Origin of the sequence: Variovorax sp. efr-133-TYG-130 (assembly GCF_030208835.1) — a bacterium.
Taxonomy (GTDB): Bacteria; Pseudomonadota; Gammaproteobacteria; order Burkholderiales; family Burkholderiaceae_C; genus Variovorax.
Genome location: NZ_JARVTD010000010.1, coordinates 300,793 through 317,895, shown reverse-complemented (window position 1 = coordinate 317,895; position 17,103 = coordinate 300,793). Strand labels below are relative to the sequence as shown.

The window sequence follows — 17,103 nt, the reverse complement described above, 5'->3', positions numbered from 1 at the left end:
GGACCACCCCGGCCTCATGAGGGCGTTTGCACGGCGAGGCTGCAGATCTAGAGGTCCGTGCGCAGCTTCCAGATCTCGGGGAACAGCACCACGTCGAGCATCTTGCGCAGGTAGCTCACGCCGCCGGTGCCGCCGGTGCCGCGCTTGAAACCGATCACGCGCTCGACCGTCGTCACGTGGCGGAAGCGCCAGAGGCGGAATGCGTCTTCGAGGTCGGTGAGCTTCTCGCCGAGCTGGTACAGGTCCCATTGATCGTGCGGATTGCGGTAGACGGTGAGCCATGCCGCCTCCACGCCGTCGCTCATTTCGTAGGGCTGCGTCCAGTCGCGCTCCAGCCGGTCGGCGGGCACGGGCAGGCCGTGGCGCGCGAGCAGGCGCAGCGACTCGTCGTACAGCGAAGGCGCGCGGTAGGCCGCGTCCACCTGCGCGAGCAGGTCGGCGCGGTGCGCGTGCGGCTTGAGCATGGCGGCGTTCTTGTTGCCGAGCGCGAACTCGATGCAGCGGTACTGGGCGCTCTGGAAGCCGCTGGAGTTGGCGAGGTAGGGGCGCATCGCCGTGTATTCGGGCGGCGTCATGGTCGAGAGCACGGTCCACGCGCTCACCAGCTGTTCCATGATGCGGCTCACGCGGGCCAGCATCTTGAAGGCGTCGGCCAGTTTTTCTTCCGCGATGCAGGCGGTGGCGGCGCGCAGCTCGTGCAGCATGAGCTTCATCCAGAGCTCGCTGGTCTGGTGCTGCACGATGAACAGCATCTCGTCGTGCGCGGGCGAGAGCGGATGCTGCGCGTTGAGGATCTCGTCGAGGTGCAGGTAGTCGCCGTAGCTCATGGACTTGCTGAAGTCCAGCTGCGCCTTTTCTTCGTGGACGATGCGCTCGGGGCTGTGTTCGGTGCTCATGTCACTGCGTTCTTGCGGTTGAATTCAGGGCGTCGCCACTCGCCGGTCTCGAGCACCTGCACCAGATGCTCGACCGAGTTCCACACGTCCTCGAAGCCGATGTACAGCGGCGTGAAGCCGAAGCGCAGGATGTCGGGCATCTGCGAGTCGCCGGCGCGGTAGTCGCCGATGACGCCGCGCGCGATGAGTGCCTGCACGATGGCGTAGGCGCCTTCCTCGCGACTGAGGCAGACCTGTGAGCCTCGCTGGGCATGGTCGCGCGGCGTGACCAGCGAGAGGCCGTGGCCGGCGCAGCGCTCCTCGACCAGCCTGATGAACATGTCGGTCAGCGCGAGCGACTTGGTGCGCAGCGCGGCCATCGCGCCGTGGTCGCCGTTGAACGACTCGGCCGCGAGCACGGTGTCGAGCCCGCATTCGAGCCCGGCCAGCGCGATGATCGGCTGCGTGCCGCACAGGTAGCGGCCCACGCCCGGGGCAGGGCGGTAGTGCGGCGTGAACTCGAAGGGCGCCGCATGGCCCCACCAGCCGGACAGCGGCTGCTCGAATGCGCCCGCGTGCTTCGTGTGCACCCAGGCGAAGGCCGGCGCGCCGGGGCCGCCGTTGAGGTATTTGTAGCCGCAGCCGATGGCGTAGTCGGCGTTGCTGTCGTTCAGCGCAACCGGCACGGCGCCCGCGCTGTGCGCGAGGTCCCACACCGTGAGCGCACCCACCGCATGCGCGGCGGCGGTGACGGCCTTCATGTCGTGCATGGCACCGGTGCGGTAGTTGACGTGCGTGAGCATCAGCACGGCCACTTCGTCGGTCAGCACGCCGGGCAATTCGCTTGCGTCGATCAGCTTGAGCGTGAAGCCGCGCTCACGGCACAGCGACTCGGCAATATAGAGGTCGGTCGGGAAGTTGCTGCGCTCGCTCACCACCAGCTTGCGGCCGCTGTCCTTCTGCTGCGACAGGGCAGCGAACAGCACCTTGTAGAGGTTGACCGAGGTGCTGTCGGTGCACACCACTTCGCCGGGCGCGGCGCCGATCAGGCGGGCCACCTTGTCGCCCAGGCGCTGCGGCAGGTCGAACCAGCTCGCGGTGTTCCAGGAGCGGATGAGGCCTTCGCCCCATTCCTTGGTCACGACTTCGGCGATGCGCGCGGGCGCGGCCTTGGGCATCACGCCGAGCGAGTTGCCGTCGAGGTAGAGCACGCCCTCGGGCACGATGAATTGGTCGCGCAGGGCGCGCAGCGGGTCTTGCGCGTCGAGCGCGCGGCAGTCTGCAAGTGTCGTCATGGTGGAGGTTTCAGCGGGGAAGTTCGCGCAGCACGGCGCGAACGGGGGAGGCATCGGCGCTGACCAGCTTCAGCGGCAGCGCGATGAGTTCGTAGTCGCCTTCGGGCACGTCGTCGAGCACGAGGTTCTCGAGCACGCGCAGGTCGAGGCGGCGGATGCGTTGGTGGCTCTCCAGCGTCTTGCTGTCGGCCGGGTCGATGCTGGCGGTGTCGATGCCGATGAGCTTCACGCCCATGGCCGCGAGGCGCTCGACGGTGGCGGGCGCATAGGCCGCGAGCTGCGGGTCCCAGTGGCCGACCGGCATGCTGTCGTAGGTGCGCACCAGCACGCGCTGGGGCAGGTGGCTGTCGATGGCGTGTGCGATGTGCTCCCACTCGATCAGAGGGCCCTTGTCGATCGCATGGATCACGCGGCAGGGGCCGAGGAAGGGCGTGAGGTCGACGTTGCCGATGGCCTGGCCCTCGGGGTCGTAGTGCAGCGGGGCGTCGGCGTGCGCGCCGACGTGGGGCGAGAGCTTGATCTCGCTGACGTTCACCGGGCAGCCGGGCGAGATGGTCGCGGCCCAGCGCTGTTGGTAGGGCGTGTCGCCGGGAAAGACCGGCGCGCCTTCATGCACGGGCGGCGAAATGTCCCAGATGCGATGCTGATGTGATGGAGCCATGGCGCGAAGTTAGCGCCGGGCGAGGGGTCGTGGTGTCGGTTATTTCCAACACCCTGCGTGACGAGTTGAAGCGCAGGCTCAGTGCGGCGACGACAGCGCCGGCAGCCCGTGGCGGGCCCGCGCGCGCTCGCAGGCGTCGCTGCCCGATTGCAGCTCGTGGCACGGATTGGGCCGCCATTCGTAGATGCCGCAGCTCACCGATTCGCCGATCTTGCCGGTGAGGGCGGCGCAGCGCATCGGCGTGTGATCGGTGCCGCGCATGCGGCAGAGGCTGTCGTTCACCTCGACGGCAAGGCCGGACGGCACCCTGCCGCCGTTGTCGTCGAGTTCGTGCACGCTGAAGTCGACGCGGTAGCTGGCGCAGCAGGCGCCGCATTGCTGGCAGGGGTTCATGGGGCAAGAAGGGCGGCGTCGTGCACGCGCCTCAGCAGGCGGCGACGGATCAGCCCGCTCGCGGGCCGGATCAGCAGCCAGTAGGGGGTGAAGCGGCGGCGTGCCAAATCGTCGCCGCACCAGACGCGGGTGCGGGTGGTCAGGCGCGTGCCCTGGCCCTCGGGCTGGGCGGTGAAATTGAGCACCAGCTTGGCAATGCCCGTGGCATCGAGCGCGGCGAAGGCGCGGGCATCGGCGAGCGGGACCAGTCCGTAGTCCGACCGCCAGAAGCGGCCCGCGAGGCCGAAAGCGAGTTCGCGTTCGCCGTCTCGGCCGAGCTGGGTGAATTCGCCGAGGCTGAATGCCGGCCGGTTCTGCAGCGCCGACGCGAAGCCCAGGCGCCCGGCCAGCCGGTTCGGCAACTCGCGCAGCGAGATCAGGCGGCGGGCGACCGGGTCGTCGACCACATCGGGCCGGGCCGCCATGTCGAGCACGCGAGCAGGCGAGGCCGGCACGTGGAGGCTGTGTTCTTCCGCGAACTGGTAGCGCGGAAGGTAGCGGGTCATCAGCTCCATGCGCGGGCCCCGGTGGATCGAAAGCTTCTCAGAGCCTGCCGAGCAGCAGGAACTCCATCAGCGCCTTCTGGGCATGAAGGCGGTTCTCCGCCTCGTCCCACACCACCGACTGCGGGCCGTCGATGACTTCGGCCTGCACTTCCTCGCCGCGGTGGGCGGGCAGGCAGTGCATGAAGAGCGCGTCGGGCTGGGCGGCGCGCATCATGTCCTCGTCGACGCACCAGTCGGCGAAGGCCTTGCGGCGGGCTTCGTTCTCGGCTTCGTAGCCCATGCTGGTCCAGACGTCGGTGGTGACGAGGTCGGCGCCGCGGCAGGCTTCCATCGGGTCCTTGAAGACCTTGTAGCTGTCGCCCGAGCGGATGCCGGCGATCGACTGGTCGACCTCGTAGCCGCTGGGCGTGCTCACGTGCACCGTGAAGCCCAGGATCTCGGCCGCCTGCAGCCAGGTGTTGGCCATGTTGTTGCCGTCGCCGACCCACGCCACGGTCTTGCCCTGGATGGAACCGCGGTGCTCGATGTACGTGAAGATGTCCGCCAGGATCTGGCAGGGGTGGAACTCGTTGGTCAGGCCGTTGATGACCGGCACGCGCGAGTGCGCCGCGAAGGCGTCGATCTTGGTCTGCTCGTAGGTGCGGATCATGACGATGTCGACCATGCGGCTGATGACCTTGGCGCTGTCCTCGATGGGCTCGGCGCGGCCCAGCTGGCTGTCGCCGGTGGTCAGGTGGACCACGCTGCCGCCGAGCTGGTACATGCCGGCCTCGAAGCTCACGCGGGTGCGGGTGCTGGCCTTCTCGAAGATCATGGCCAGCGTGCGGTCGACCAGCGGCTGGTGCTTCTCGTAGGTCTTGAACTTCTTCTTGATGACCGCCATGCGGTCGAAGAGGTAGGCGTATTCGTCGGCCGTGAAGTCGGCGAACTGCAGGTAGTGCCGGATGTTCGTGTTCGCGGTGGCGGTCGTCATTGGGGTGCGGGCTCCGACAGGAAGGCTTTGACGATGGGCGCGAGGATGGCGACGATCTCGTCGGCCTCGGCGATGGTCAGGATGAGCGGCGGCACTAGGCGGATCACCTTGTCGGCCGTCACGCTCAGCAGCAGGCCGGCGTCGCAGGCGCGGTTCAGGATCACGCCGCAGGGGCGGTCGAGCTCGATGCCCAGCATCAGGCCCTGGCCGCGCACTTCCTTCACGCCCGGCAGGCCGCCGATCTCGCGCTCCAGCGCGGCCTTCAGGTGGGCGCCCACGGTGGCGGCGTTCTCGAGCAGCTTGTGCTCTTCCATGATGCGGATGGTCTCGACGCCGGCGCGCATGGCCAGCGGGTTGCCGCCGAAGGTGGTGCCGTGGTTGCCGGGGGCGAAGATGCCGGCGGCCTTGGGGCCGGCCACCACGGCGCCGATCGGCACGCCCGAACCCAGGCCCTTGGCCAGCGGCATCACGTCGGGCTTGATGCCCGCCCACTGGTGGGCGAACCACTTGCCGGTGCGGCCCATGCCGCACTGCACTTCGTCGATCATCATGAGCCAGTCGCGCTCGTCGCACAGCGCGCGCACCTGCTTGAGGTATTCCCAGCGCATCGGGTGGATGCCGCCTTCGCCCTGGATGGTCTCGAAGAACACGGCGACCACGTTCGGGTTGCCCTCGGTGGCCTTCTTCAGCGCCTCGATGTCGTTCAGCGGCACGCGGATGAAGCCCTCGACCAGCGGGCCGAAGCCGGCCTGCACCTTGGGGTTGCCGGTGGCCGACAGCGTGGCGATGCTGCGGCCGTGGAAGGCGGCTTCGTAGACGACGATTTCGGGGCGCTCGATGCCCTTGTCGTGGCCGTACTTGCGGGCCAGCTTCAGGGCGGCTTCGTTGGCTTCGAGGCCGGTGGAGCAGAAGAAGACGTTGGTGAGGCCCGACAGTTCGGTCAGCTTGGCGGCCAGCTGTTCCTGGCCGGGCACGTGGTAGTAGTTGGAGCTGTGGATCAGCTTGGTCAGCTGGTCCTGCAGGGCGGGCACCAGCTCGGGGTGGTTGTGGCCCAGGGTGTTGACGGCAATGCCGCCGAGGCCGTCAATATAGGCCTTGCCCGAGGTGTCCCAGACTCGGCAGCCCTGGCCGTGCGACAGTGCGATCGGCAGGCGACCGTAGGTGTTCATGACGTGGGGCGAGGTGGGCTGGGCGGTAGCGCTCATTCGGGTTCTCCAGATAGGGAACGCGGATTCTAGGCGTGCGGTTTAACGGCTTCGTTGAGGATTCCGCATTACAGCAATGCCCCATGTTCAGGATGCAAAAAGTGGCGCAGATAGAATTGCGTGTTGCACCGCAGCACCTGCTCGGGCGCCTCATTCAACGATGATTTCCCCCACAGCCAAAGAAATCTTCATCCAGGGCATCACCAAGGATGGACGGACCTTTCGCCCGAGCGATTGGGCCGAGCGCCTTGCCGGCGTGATGAGCTCCTTCCGCCCCGGCGGCGCCTTTCCCGGCAGCTACCTGAGCTACTCCCCCTGGTGCGTGCCGACGACCATCAACGGCGTGAAGTGCGTGGTCGTGAACCGCGCGCTGCGCGATGCCGAGCCCATGGCCTGGGACTTCTGCGTGAACTTCGCGAAAGACAACGACCTGCAGGTCGCCGAGGCCTGCCTGGTGCCCGACACACCCATCCCCCCCAAGAAGGCCTGACAGACAGGCCTTTTTCTTTTTTGCGAGCCGATCAGGCATGAAAAAACCGCCCGAAGGCGGTTTTTTACACTTTGCTGCAGCGCACCCCGATCAAACGGCGGACCGGAGAATTCCGGTCCGGGCTTGCCTGACAGGTGTCAGGCGGCGGCCTTTTCAGGCGCCAGGGCGAGGGCCTTGACCTTGGCCGACAGGCGGCTCTTGTCGCGGGCGGCCTTGTTCTTGTGGAAGATGCCCTTGTCGGCGACGGTGTCGACGATGCTCTGGGCCTTCGCGAACAGTTCGCTTGCCTTGGTCTTGTCGCCAGCCAGAACAGCCTTTTCGACGTTCTTGACAGCGGTACGGTATTTGGAGCGCAGCGAGGTGTTCGCAGCGTTGAGCTTGGTGTCCTGGCGGACGCGCTTACGGCCGGAGGCGAGGCGCGGGTTCTTTTTCTTGGGCTTGGCGGATGCCATGATTTAGTTCCTTAGGTGTCTGAGGATGATGCAGCAAAGCCCTCCATTATAGGCCGGGTTGGCCCTTTCTCCCAATTCGCGCCCGAATCGGCCCGTTCCCGCGGCCGGCGGGGCCTAAACTCGGCCCCCGTGTCCCTGCTCAAATCCGCCTCCACCGTCTCCCTGCTGACTCTCGCTTCGCGGATCACGGGCCTTGTGCGCGACGTGCTTTTCGCCTCGGTCTTCGGCGTCAGCGCGCTGACCGACGCTTTCAACGTCGCCTTCCGCATTCCCAACCTGTTTCGCCGCGTCTTCGGCGAAGGCGCCTTCAGCCAGGCTTTCGTGCCGGTGCTGGCCGCGCGCAAGACAGAAGACGGCCAGGAAGGCGCGCGTCAGCTGATCGACCATGTCGCCACGCTGCTGACCTGGACGCTGCTCATCGTCTGCGTGGGCGGCGTCGTCGGTGCGCCCCTGATGGTCTGGGCGATGGCAAGCGGGTTGCCGGGCTTCGACTCGGCCGTGGTCATGACGCGCTGGATGTTCCCGTACATCGGCTTCATGTCGCTGGTGGCGCTGGCGGGGGGCATTCTCAATACCTGGCGCAAGTTCGCGGTGCCGGCGGCTTCGCCGGTGCTGCTGAACATCGCGCTGATCCTGTCGATCGTGATCGGCGCGCCGCTTTTCCGGCGCTGGGGCGTGGAGCCGATCTACGCGCAGTGCGTGGGCGTGCTGGTGGGGGGCGTGCTGCAACTGGCCCTGCAGATCCCGGCGCTGCGCAGGCTCGGGCTGCTGCCGCGTATCGGCGTGAGCCTGCGGGCGCTGCGCACCGCGTGGACCGACCCGAACACGCGCAAGGTGCTCAGGCTGATGCTGCCCGCGCTGCTGGGGGTCAGCGTGGCGCAGATCTCGCTGCTCATCAATACGCAGATCGCCTCGCACCTCGCGGTGGGCAGCGTGACATGGATCACCAATGCCGACCGGCTGATGGAATTTCCCACCGCCATGCTCGGCGTCGCGCTCGGCGTGGTGCTGATGCCGCAGCTCTCCAGCGCCCGTGCAGCCAAGGACGATGCGCGCTATTCGTCGCTGCTTGACTGGGGCCTGCGCCTCGTGGTCATGCTTTCGGCGCCCTGCGCCATCGCGTTGCTGCTTTTTGCCAGGCCCCTTGTGGCGGTGCTTTTCCACAATGGCGCCTACACCGGCGAGGACGTGGGCCGCACGACCCTGGCGCTGATGGGCTACGGCGTCGGCCTCGTGGGCATCGTGGCCGTGAAGGTGCTCGCGCCCGGCTACTACGCCAAGCACGACACGCGCACGCCGATGCTCATCGCCGTGGGCGTGCTGGTGCTGACGCAGGTGCTCAACGTCTTCCTGGTGCCGGTGCTGCAGCACGCGGCGCTCACGCTGACCATCGCCATCGGGGCGCTGGTCAATTCGGCCTGGCTGCTGGCCGGCTTGATCCGCCGCGGCAGCTACAAGCCCGAACCCGGCTGGGGCAAGTTCGCGCTGCAGGTGCTGGCGGGCACGCTGGTGCTGGCGGCGCTGCTGGCGTGGGGCTCGGCGCATTTCGACTGGGTCGGCCTGCGCGCGCAGCGCCTGCTGCGCATCGGCCTGCTGGCCGCGCTGATCGCCGCTTCCGTGGTGGTGTACTTCGGCGTGCTGGCGGCGGCGGGCGTTCGCTTGCGCAGTTTTCTGCGCCGCTGAACACGCCTTGACGCCCCCGGCGGGCTCCTCTACAAAGACACATGACGTTCAGCTTTCAGGTTCCCTCCGCGCTGGAGTATTTCGAATCGCTGGTCCGCAGCGACGATCACTTTCCGCTGCTCGAAGCCGCCGCCAGCCTGGCGCAGGACGAGTACCCCGACCTCGACGTGCAGCAGGTGCTGGGCGACGTCGACCAGCTCCTGGCCCGCCTCAAGCGCCGCCTGCCCGCCGACGCGGCCCCGCTGGCGCGGTTGCGCGCGCTGAACCAGTTTTTCTTCAATGACCTGAACTTCGGCGGCAATCTCAACGACTACTACGACCCCGACAACAGCTACCTGAACGCCGTGCTGCGCACCCGCCGCGGCATTCCGATTTCGCTGGCGGTGCTGTGGATGGAACTGGCTCAGGGCCTGGACCTGCAGGCGCGGGGCATCGGCTTCCCGGGCCACTTCATGCTCAAGGTGACGCTGCCCAAGGGGCAGGTGGTGATCGATCCGTTCACCGGCAAGTCGCTGTCGCGCGAAGAGCTCGGGGAGCGGCTCGAGCCCTACAAGCGCAGCAACGGCCTGGTGGGCGACTTCGATGTGCCGCTGGGCCTGTACCTGCAGCCGGCCAGCTCGCGCGAGATCATCGCGCGCATGCTGCGCAACCTGAAGGAAGTGCACCACGCGCAGGAAGACTGGCTGCGCGTCATTGCCGTGCAGGACCGGTTGATCGCCCTGCTGCCCGGCGCCTGGGGCGAATACCGCGACCGCGGCATCGCGCACGCCGAGCAGGGCAACACCACGCAGGCCGTGCGCGACCTCGAAACCTACCTGTCGAAGGCCGAAGACGCCCTGGACATCGACGCGATCGCCGAGCGCGTCGCCGCCCTGCGCCGCATGGCCAATTGAGATGGACACCAAGGCCGGTGTGAGCCCGGCGCCCGACCTGGGCACCCTGCATGAGTTCCACGGCGTGCAGCCGGTGCTGCCGGTGTCGGACGTGTCGCGCGCCGCGCGCTGGTTTCGCGACGTGCTGGGCTTCGAGCTCGACTTCATCGCCGGCGAACCGCCCAGCTATGCCCGCGTGAAGAAGGGCGACCGCAGCTACGGCGACCCGGTCTACCTGCGGCTGTGGCAGTGCAACACCCGCGGGGCCGTGCCCTGGCGCGGCGAAATCGTGATCCACGTGGGCAAGGACATCGACGGCCTGCATGCGGCTTACCTGAAACGCGGCGTGACGGTCGTCGAACCGCCGGTGTCCCAGCCCTGGGGCCTGCGCGAATTCGCGATCCGCGAACCCGACGGTCATGTGCTGCGCTTCTGCAGTTCCTTGCCCTGACTGACCGTCTCGGGCCGGAAACACAAAATTACAGATAGATCGATGCCGCCGTGTCGATCCGACTTCCGCTCGTCCGACGTGTGAACAGGAGCAGCAGTTTCCAGCGGCTCCCAGCCTCATCAACTTCAGGAGAAAAGACATGCGATTCATGATTCTGGTCAAGGCCAACGCCGATTCCGAAGCCGGCGTGATGCCCAGCACCGAAATCCTCACCGCCATGGGCAAGTTCAACGAAGAACTGGTCAAGGCCGGCGTGCTGCTGGCCGGCGAGGGCCTGCACCCCAGTTCCAAGGGCGCGCGCGTGCGCTGCGAGGGCCCGACCAAGCGCACCGTCATCGACGGCCCCTTCGCCGAGACCAAGGAGCTCCTGGCCGGCTTCTGGCTGTTCCAGGTGAAGTCGAAGGAAGAAGCCATCGAGTGGATCAAGCGCAGTCCCTTCCAGGAGGGCGAGATCGAGATCCGCCAGGTGTTCGAGGCCGCCGACTTCGGCGACGCCATGACGCCTGAGCTTCTTGCCCAGGAAGACCGCCTGCGCGCCGAGACCGAGGCCCGCGGCAAGACCGGCGGCTGACAGCTCCCGGCGCATCGCGGGAGCCGCCGTGACCGCAGAAGAGGGCCGCGAGGGTGCCATCCGCCGCACCGTCGAGGCGGTGTGGCGCATGGAGTCCGCGAAGATCATCGCCACCGTCGCGCGCATGGTGCGCGACGTGGGCCTGGCCGAAGAACTGGCGCAGGACGCGCTTGTCTCTGCCCTCGAGCAGTGGCCCGGCGAAGGCGTGCCCGACAACCCCGCCGCCTGGCTCACCGCCGTGGCCAAGCGCCGCGCGCTCGACCGCCTGCGCCACCGGCAACTGGCCGAGCACAAGGCCGGCGAGATCGGCCGCGAGCTCGATGCGCAGCACGAAATGGCGCAGGCCGACTTCGCCGACGCGGTCGATGCGGCGCTGGACGACGACATCGGCGACGACCTGCTGCGGCTGGTGTTCACCGCCTCCCACCCGGTGCTGTCGACAGAGGCGCGCGTGGCGCTCACGCTGCGTCTGATGGGCGGCCTCGCGACCGACGAGATCGCCCGCGCGTTCCTCGTGCCCGAGGCCACCGTGGCGCAGCGCATCGTGCGCGCCAAGCGCACGCTGGCCGAGGCGCGCGTGCCCTTCGAGGTGCCGCGCCGCCGCGAGCTGGAAGGCCGGCTCGCTTCGGTGCTCGAAGTGATCTACCTGATCTTCAACGAAGGCTACTCGGCCACTGCCGGCGACGACTGGATGCGCCCCGCGCTGTGCGACGAGGCCCTGCGCCTCGGCCGCATCCTGGCCGAGCTGGTGCCCAAGGAGGCGGAAGTGCACGGCCTCGTCGCGCTGATGGAAATCCAGGCCTCGCGCACCGCCGCGCGCGTCGGCGCCTCGGGCGAGCCGGTGTTGCTGCTCGAGCAGAACCGTGCGCGCTGGGACCACATGCTGATCCGCCGCGGCCTGGCCGCGCTCGCACGCGCCGAATCGCTCGGCGGCGCGCTCGGCCCCTACGCGCTGCAGGCCGCCATTGCCGCCTGCCATGGCCGTGCGCGCACGGCCGACGAAACCGACTGGGCGCGCATCGCCGCGCTCTACGACGCGCTGGCCGAACTCGCGCCTTCGCCCATCGTCGAGCTCAACCGGGCGGTCGCGCTGTCGATGGCCTTCGGACCGGCGGCGGGGCTGGAGGTGGTCGACGCGCTCATGGACGAGCCCGCGCTCAAGGGCTACCACCTGCTGCCGACGGTGCGCGGCGACCTGCTGTTCAAGCTCGGCCGCCACGACGAGGCGCGCAGGGAGTTCGACCGCGCCGCCGCGCTCACGCGCAACACGCGCGAGCGTGCGTTGCTGCTCGCGCGTGCGCGGGCCTGCATGGCCGGGTGAACGCCCGGCGCCGGGTGCAGCAGCTCAGGCCTTGAAAGCCTGGCCGGCCTCCGAGGGCGAACCCGGCAAGCCGAACTGGTGCCACGCGCGGCGCAATTGCGTGTCGGAGCCGAAGCCCGACTGCTCCGCCGCCCGCGTGACGCTGGCGCCGGAAGCCAGCGCGAGCTGCGCCACCGCCAGCCGCAGCCTGCGCAGATAGGCCAGCGGCGCGACGCCCGCATGCTCCATGAAAAGCCGCGTGAGATGCCGTGCCGACGTATGTGCCACCTCTGCCATGCGCGGCACGCTCCAGTCGGCCTGCGGCTGCTCGCTGACCGCGTCCTGCACGCGGTGCAGCGCGGCATGCAGGTGGTTGCGGTAGGCCAGGAAGGGCGACAGCTCCGGGTCTTGCGGGCCGCGCCGCAGCGCCACCACCATGGTCTGCGCGACCTGCGCCGCCAGCGCCTCGCCGCAGAGTTCTGCGATGCGGTGCAGCACGAGGTCGATGCCGGTCGTCACGCCCGCGCTGCTGTAGACCGGCGGGTCGATCACGAACACCCGGTTGGCCACCACGTCGCAGCGCGGCTCCGCCGTGCGCAGTTCGCCCAGGTGATGATGGTGCGTGGTCGCGCGACGGCCCGCGAGCGCGCCGGCATGCGCCGCCAGCACGGCGCCGGCGCAGATCGTCACCAGTTCCAGGCCGCCGCGCTCGAAGCGCTGGCCGCGCAGCCAGTGCAACAGGTCTTGCGCCTCCGGGGTGTCGACGGCGATGGTGTCGCCGGGCAGTCCGACCAGCACGACCCAGCCGGGGCCGTCCCACTGCGCAGGCAGCGGCGCGAGTCCGGAAAGCGCGACGCCGACCGAACCCATCGCGGTCGGCCGGGGGCTTGCGAACTCGATCGCGAAGCGCTCGGGCTGGCCCATGGCCCGCAGCCGCTGGTTGGCGATGCGCAGCGCCTCGGCCGGGCCGGCCCAGTCGAGCACCAGGCTGCCGGGCAGGAGGACGAAAACTACGCGGATGGGCTGGTGCCGGCGGGGTTGCGGGTCCATGCGTAGTCCATCTGGCGCGCGGTGCGCTCGGCCAGTTCGCGGCCGGCCAGGCGCTCCACGAGGTGCAGGCTCATGTCGATGCCGGCGCTGATGCCGGCCGAGCTGACGATGCGCCCGGTATCGACCCAGCGCAGGTCTTCGCGCACGTTCAGCGCGGGGAACTGCGCGCGCAGGTCGGCGATGTCTTCCCAGTGCGTGGTGACGGCGTCACTGGTGACCACGCCGCTGGCGGCCAGCAGGAAGGCGCCGGTGCAGACCGAGGCGACCACCTGCGCGCCGGCCGCGTTGCGGGCGATCCAGCGCAGGGTGTCGGGGCTCGCCAGCGGCGCGTCGACCACGCCGCCGGGAACGACCAGCACGTCGGCTTGCGGGCTGTCTGCCAGCGTGTGATTGGCCAGCAGTTGCAGGCCGGCGCGCGCCTGCACCGGCTGGCCCAGGGCGGCCGAGACCACCTCGAAGGGCGCGGCAGTGCCCGGTCGCATCCGCTGGCTGACGCGGCTTGCGGTGGTGAAGACCTCGAAGGGGCCGGCGAAATCGAGCGCTTCCACGCCGTCGAACGCCAGGATCACTACGCGCAGGGTGCTCATGCCACGGCCCGTTCCAGCGCCTGCGCCACGGTGCAGACGGTGGCGAAGCGGCCATGCAGCACGGTCGCGGTGCGGGCCTTGATGTCGGCGGCCGACAGCGGCCTGCCGTCAGGCTGCACCATGTCGAAGGTCAGGGTGGCGTCGGTCACATAGTCGACCTGCCAGCCCAGGTCGGACGCGTGGCGGGTGGTGGTTTCGCAGCACTGCTCGGTGCGGATGCCGCTCACGATCAGCCGGCCGATGCCGTTCTGCGTGAGCCACACGTCGAGCCCGCTGTTGACCAGCGCGCTGTGGCGGTGCTTGGTGAAGGTGGCGGCGGCCTCGAAATGCGCCAGCCCGGCGATGGGACGCACATGGCCGGATTCGACTGCGAAGGGGTTGCTCGCGTCCGAGGGCCCGTCGGTGTGGAAGACCCGCACGACCGGCAGGCCGGCGGCTGTGCAGCCTTCAATCAGGGCGTTCTGGGCGCCCAGGTAGGCGGCGGCCAGGCTTTCGTTCCAGTAGGGGCGATGGCGGAACGACTCCTGTGCGTCGATCACAATCAGACAGGTTTTCATGGCGGCGGCTCGCAAGGGTGCGGAGTGGATGATGCCCCCGATTCTTTCGCGCGGCCAGCCGGCGAGCCGCTCGGTGCCGGACCAAGATCGATCAGATCCGGACATCGCTGACCGCGCGCGTGGTCAGGTCAGACCAGCGCAGCCGCCTGCAGCTCTTTCTTCAGGTACGCGTAGTACAGCGGCGCCGCCACCAGCCCGGCCGGGCCGAAGACCGCCTCGGCCACGAACATCACGGCCAGCAGTTCCCACACGCTCATCTGCGTGCGGGCGCCGACCACCTTGGCGTTGATGACGTATTCGGCCTTGTGGATCACGATCAGGAAGATCAGGCAGGCCGCCGCCGTGACCGGCGACACCGACAGCCCCACCAGCGTGATCACCGAGTTGCACACCAGGTTGCCCACGATCGGCACCAGCCCTGCGAGGAAGGTGAGGGTGATGAGCGCCGGCGTGTACGGCAGGTGCGCGCCCCACATCGGCATGACGAACAGCAGGAAGATGGCCGTGAGCAGCGTGTTGAAGGCGGCAATCCAGAACTGGGCCGCGACGATCTGCCCGAAGGCCTCGCCGAAGGTCTGCACGCGCTGGTGCAGCTGGTCGGCCAGCGGCATGCGGCGCGGCGCGGCATGCGCCACGGCCGCCAGCGCACCGACGATCAGCCCCACGTAGGAAAAGAGCAGCCCGTGCAGCCAGGCGCGGCCGGCCATGGCCAGCGAGCCGGCCTGCGCGCGCAGGTAGTTGGCGATCACGCGCTGGATCTCGGCCGCGCCCTCGGGCAGGTAGGCCGCGATTTCGCCGGGCAGCTTGGAGCGCAGCTCGAGCACCGTGCGCGCCGTGTAGTCGAGCAGCTCGCGGTACTGGTCGGGCGCGTCGACGATGTATTCGCGGGCCTGCGACAACAGCAGCGTGAGCAGCGCGATCGGCCCCACCAGCACCAGGATCACGGCGAGCACGTTGGCCCAGCCGCCGGCCCGTTCAGGGCGCCTGCCGAGCGGCGGAATGCGCTGCAGGCCGCCCGTGAGCACGCGCGCGAACCAGCGCGTGGCCAGGAAGCCGATGCACACGCACAGCAATCCGGGCAGCAGGTGCTCCCACATCACCAGCAGGAGCGCGCCCAGCATCAGCAGGTAGCTCGCGATGATCACCCCGCGCGAGGCCGGGGGGCGTTGGATGGGGCCGTCGCAACGGCGGGGGTGATGGGTTGCGGCTTGTTGGCCATCCGGTGGGTGTCGCGTGCTCTGTTCAGGGAATCGGACGGAGCAGCCGGCGGTCAGCCGACGACCACCGGGGCGCCTTCGCCGCGCGGGGCGATCACGCCGATCTCATGCACCGTCTCGCCGGCGGCGCGAAGCGTGGCGGCACAGGCGGCGGCTTCGGCCGCGTCGATGACCACGACCATGCCGATGCCGTTGTTGAAGGTGCGGTTCATCTCGATGTCGTCGATGCCGGCCACCTTCTGCAGCCAGGCGAACAGCTCGGTCTGCGGCCAGCTGCCCTTCTTGAGGTGGGCGGCGGTGCCTTCGGGCAGCACGCGCGGGATGTTTTCCAGCAGGCCGCCGCCGGTGATGTGGGCCAGCGCCTTGATCGGGTGCTTGCCCAGCGCTTCGAGCACCGGCTTCACGTAGAGGTGGGTGGGTTCCATCACGGCTTCGCGGAAGGGCTTGCCGTCCAGCGTGGCGGGAAGGTCGGCGCCGGCGCGCTCGATCACCTTGCGCACCAGGCTGAAACCGTTGGAGTGCACGCCTGCCGAGGCCAGGCCCAGCACCACGTCGCCGGGCTTGACGTTCTGGCCCGTGAGGATCTTCGATTTTTCGACCGCGCCGACCGCGAAGCCGGCCAGGTCGTATTCGCCGGCCGGGTACATGCCGGGCATTTCGGCGGTTTCGCCGCCGATCAGCGCGCAACCCGAGAGTTCGCAACCGCGGGCGATGCCGCCGACCACGGCAGCGGCCGTGTCCACGTCGAGCTTGCCGCAGGCGAAGTAGTCGAGGAAGAAGAGCGGCTCGGCGCCCTGCACCAGCACGTCGTTGACGCTCATGGCCACCAGGTCGATGCCGACGGTGTCGTGCATGTTCCATTCGAACGCCAGCTTGAGCTTGGTGCCCACGCCGTCGGTGCCGCTGACCAGCACCGGTTCCTTGTAGCGCTTGGGCACCTCGAACAGGGCGCCGAAGCCGCCGATGCCGGCCAGCACGCCTTCGCGCATGGTCTTCTTGGCCAGGGGCTTGATGCGGTCGACCAGTGCGTCGCCGGCATCGATGTCGACACCTGCGTCCTTGTAGCTGAGCGGGGTGGGCGTGGAGGAGGTCATGGTTGGTCGAGGTCGGGAAGGACGCGAAAGGATGCGAGGACTAGGGAGCGGAAGGCGGCCCCGGTAACCATGTTGGCCGGGCCGATAGAATTCCTCACGATTTTAAGGGCCCTCGCGGCCCCCTCCATGAACCTTCCCGGGATGAAACAGCTCGCGCTCGATATCGGCATTGCGACGGGCCCCAGCTTCGACGCCTTTTTTGCCGGCCCCAACGAGGCGGCGCTGCGCCACCTGCAAGTGTGGGTGGGCGGCGCCGGCGGCCCCGCGCTCCACTCGCCGGTGCCGACCTATCTGTGGGGCGACGGCGGCAGCGGCAAGACCCACCTGCTCGAATCGGTGCGTGTCGCACTGCGCGAGCAGGGCGCCAGCGTGGGCTGGCTGCACGCCGGCCTGCTGGAGCCGCCCGAGTTCGACGAGCGCTGGGGCGCCGTCCTGCTCGACGACGTCCACCTCTACACCGCGGTGCAGCAGCACGCGGCCTTCAACTGGTTCGTGAACGCCCAGACCCTGCAGCGCGGCGTAGTCGCCGCCGGCGCCTTGCCGCCGGCCGACCTGCCGCTGCGCGAAGACCTGCGCACCCGCCTCGGCTGGGGCCATGTGTTCCACCTGCAGGTGCTGAGCGAAAGCGAACGCCGCGCGGTGCTGCGCCAGGCGGCCGACGCGCGCGGCGTGATGCTGTCCGACGACGTGCTCGACTACATGCTGCACCGCTTCAGCCGCGACCTCGGCAGCCTGATGGAGCTGCTCTCGCAGCTCGACGGCTATGCCCTGCAGACGCAACGCGCGATCACCATTCCGCTGATCCGCTCCATGCTCGAGAACGAATAAAAGA

At 68.7% G+C, this 17,103-nt stretch carries 20 protein-coding genes; 7 read left to right on the top strand and 13 right to left on the bottom strand.

Annotated elements, in window-relative coordinates; genetic code table 11:
* Positions 1–47 precede the first annotated feature (47 nt).
* From kynA to QRN67_RS12890, 7 genes are all read right to left on the bottom strand, one after another.
* Positions 48–896, bottom strand: a complete 849-nt coding sequence (gene kynA / locus QRN67_RS12920) for a tryptophan 2,3-dioxygenase (RefSeq protein WP_285412082.1) — start codon at positions 894–896, stop codon at positions 48–50.
* Positions 893–2,170 (bottom strand): kynureninase, encoded by a 1,278-nt coding sequence (kynU, locus tag QRN67_RS12915; RefSeq protein WP_285412081.1) that lies wholly within the window; start codon positions 2,168–2,170, stop codon positions 893–895. Before kynU ends, kynA begins: the two co-directional genes overlap by 4 nt.
* Before the next feature lie 10 nt (positions 2,171–2,180).
* Entirely contained in the window at positions 2,181–2,831 is a 651-nt protein-coding gene (gene kynB, locus QRN67_RS12910; RefSeq protein WP_081270638.1) for an arylformamidase, read from the bottom strand.
* Positions 2,832–2,909: 78 nt separating this feature from the next.
* On the bottom strand, positions 2,910–3,224 hold the full coding sequence (locus QRN67_RS12905; RefSeq protein WP_285412080.1) for a YkgJ family cysteine cluster protein: 315 nt from the start codon (positions 3,222–3,224) through the stop codon (positions 2,910–2,912).
* A complete protein-coding gene (locus QRN67_RS12900; RefSeq protein WP_285412079.1) occupies positions 3,221–3,778 on the bottom strand; it encodes a hypothetical protein in 558 nt (185 codons plus the stop codon). The genes QRN67_RS12905 and QRN67_RS12900 overlap by 4 nt, the downstream gene beginning before the upstream one ends.
* A 28-nt stretch (positions 3,779–3,806) precedes the next feature.
* Positions 3,807–4,742 (bottom strand): ornithine carbamoyltransferase, encoded by a 936-nt coding sequence (argF, locus tag QRN67_RS12895; protein ID WP_081270635.1) that lies wholly within the window; start codon positions 4,740–4,742, stop codon positions 3,807–3,809.
* Positions 4,739–5,947 carry an aspartate aminotransferase family protein gene (locus tag QRN67_RS12890; protein WP_081270634.1) on the bottom strand — a complete coding sequence of 403 codons (1,209 nt, stop codon included), beginning with the start codon at positions 5,945–5,947 and terminating at the stop codon, positions 4,739–4,741. The genes argF and QRN67_RS12890 overlap by 4 nt, the downstream gene beginning before the upstream one ends.
* A 160-nt stretch (positions 5,948–6,107) precedes the next feature.
* Here QRN67_RS12890 and QRN67_RS12885 point away from each other — a divergent pair, with 160 nt between their 5' ends.
* A complete protein-coding gene (locus QRN67_RS12885) occupies positions 6,108–6,437 on the top strand; it encodes a DUF3579 domain-containing protein (RefSeq protein WP_081270633.1) in 330 nt (109 codons plus the stop codon).
* A 137-nt stretch (positions 6,438–6,574) separates the two neighbouring features.
* Here QRN67_RS12885 and rpsT read toward each other — a convergent pair whose 3' ends face one another.
* Positions 6,575–6,889 carry a 30S ribosomal protein S20 gene (rpsT, locus tag QRN67_RS12880; RefSeq protein ID WP_007831346.1) on the bottom strand — a complete coding sequence of 105 codons (315 nt, stop codon included), beginning with the start codon at positions 6,887–6,889 and terminating at the stop codon, positions 6,575–6,577.
* Between the two features lie 129 nt (positions 6,890–7,018).
* Between rpsT and murJ the strand changes: the two genes are divergently transcribed.
* The 5 genes from murJ to QRN67_RS12855 all read left to right on the top strand — a co-directional run bounded on the left by murJ (position 7,019) and on the right by QRN67_RS12855 (position 11,787).
* Positions 7,019–8,572: a murein biosynthesis integral membrane protein MurJ gene (murJ, locus tag QRN67_RS12875; protein ID WP_285412077.1), complete on the top strand. Its 1,554-nt coding sequence runs from the start codon at positions 7,019–7,021 to the stop codon at positions 8,570–8,572.
* 41 nt (positions 8,573–8,613) lie between these two features.
* Complete coding sequence (locus tag QRN67_RS12870) at positions 8,614–9,465, top strand: SirB1 family protein (protein WP_106935263.1); 852 nt, start codon at positions 8,614–8,616, stop codon at positions 9,463–9,465.
* Between the two features lies 1 nt (position 9,466).
* Positions 9,467–9,895: a bleomycin resistance protein gene (locus QRN67_RS12865; protein WP_081270630.1), complete on the top strand. Its 429-nt coding sequence runs from the start codon at positions 9,467–9,469 to the stop codon at positions 9,893–9,895.
* Positions 9,896–10,034: 139 nt separating this feature from the next.
* The gene (locus QRN67_RS12860) at positions 10,035–10,466 is read left to right on the top strand and encodes a YciI family protein (RefSeq protein ID WP_081270629.1); all 432 of its coding nucleotides are present in this window, start codon (positions 10,035–10,037) and stop codon (positions 10,464–10,466) included.
* A 28-nt stretch (positions 10,467–10,494) separates the two neighbouring features.
* A complete protein-coding gene (locus tag QRN67_RS12855; RefSeq protein WP_503010894.1) occupies positions 10,495–11,787 on the top strand; it encodes an RNA polymerase sigma factor in 1,293 nt (430 codons plus the stop codon).
* Between the two features lie 24 nt (positions 11,788–11,811).
* Here QRN67_RS12855 and QRN67_RS12850 read toward each other — a convergent pair whose 3' ends face one another.
* The 5 genes from QRN67_RS12850 to purM form a co-directional block, all read right to left on the bottom strand.
* Positions 11,812–12,816, bottom strand: a complete 1,005-nt coding sequence (locus QRN67_RS12850) for a GlxA family transcriptional regulator (RefSeq protein WP_285412075.1) — start codon at positions 12,814–12,816, stop codon at positions 11,812–11,814.
* Positions 12,777–13,403: a DJ-1/PfpI family protein gene (locus QRN67_RS12845; RefSeq protein ID WP_285412073.1), complete on the bottom strand. Its 627-nt coding sequence runs from the start codon at positions 13,401–13,403 to the stop codon at positions 12,777–12,779. Before QRN67_RS12845 ends, QRN67_RS12850 begins: the two co-directional genes overlap by 40 nt.
* A complete protein-coding gene (locus tag QRN67_RS12840; protein ID WP_285412072.1) occupies positions 13,400–13,960 on the bottom strand; it encodes an isochorismatase family protein in 561 nt (186 codons plus the stop codon). The genes QRN67_RS12845 and QRN67_RS12840 overlap by 4 nt, the downstream gene beginning before the upstream one ends.
* A gap of 128 nt (positions 13,961–14,088) precedes the next feature.
* Positions 14,089–15,132 carry an AI-2E family transporter gene (locus tag QRN67_RS12835; protein WP_285412292.1) on the bottom strand — a complete coding sequence of 348 codons (1,044 nt, stop codon included), beginning with the start codon at positions 15,130–15,132 and terminating at the stop codon, positions 14,089–14,091.
* 98 nt (positions 15,133–15,230) lie between these two features.
* A complete protein-coding gene (gene purM / locus QRN67_RS12830; RefSeq protein WP_285412071.1) occupies positions 15,231–16,271 on the bottom strand; it encodes a phosphoribosylformylglycinamidine cyclo-ligase in 1,041 nt (346 codons plus the stop codon).
* Positions 16,272–16,412: 141 nt separating this feature from the next.
* Here purM and hda point away from each other — a divergent pair, with 141 nt between their 5' ends.
* Complete coding sequence (gene hda / locus QRN67_RS12825) at positions 16,413–17,099, top strand: DnaA regulatory inactivator Hda (RefSeq protein WP_285412070.1); 687 nt, start codon at positions 16,413–16,415, stop codon at positions 17,097–17,099.
* The last annotated feature ends 4 nt before the right edge of the window (positions 17,100–17,103 follow it).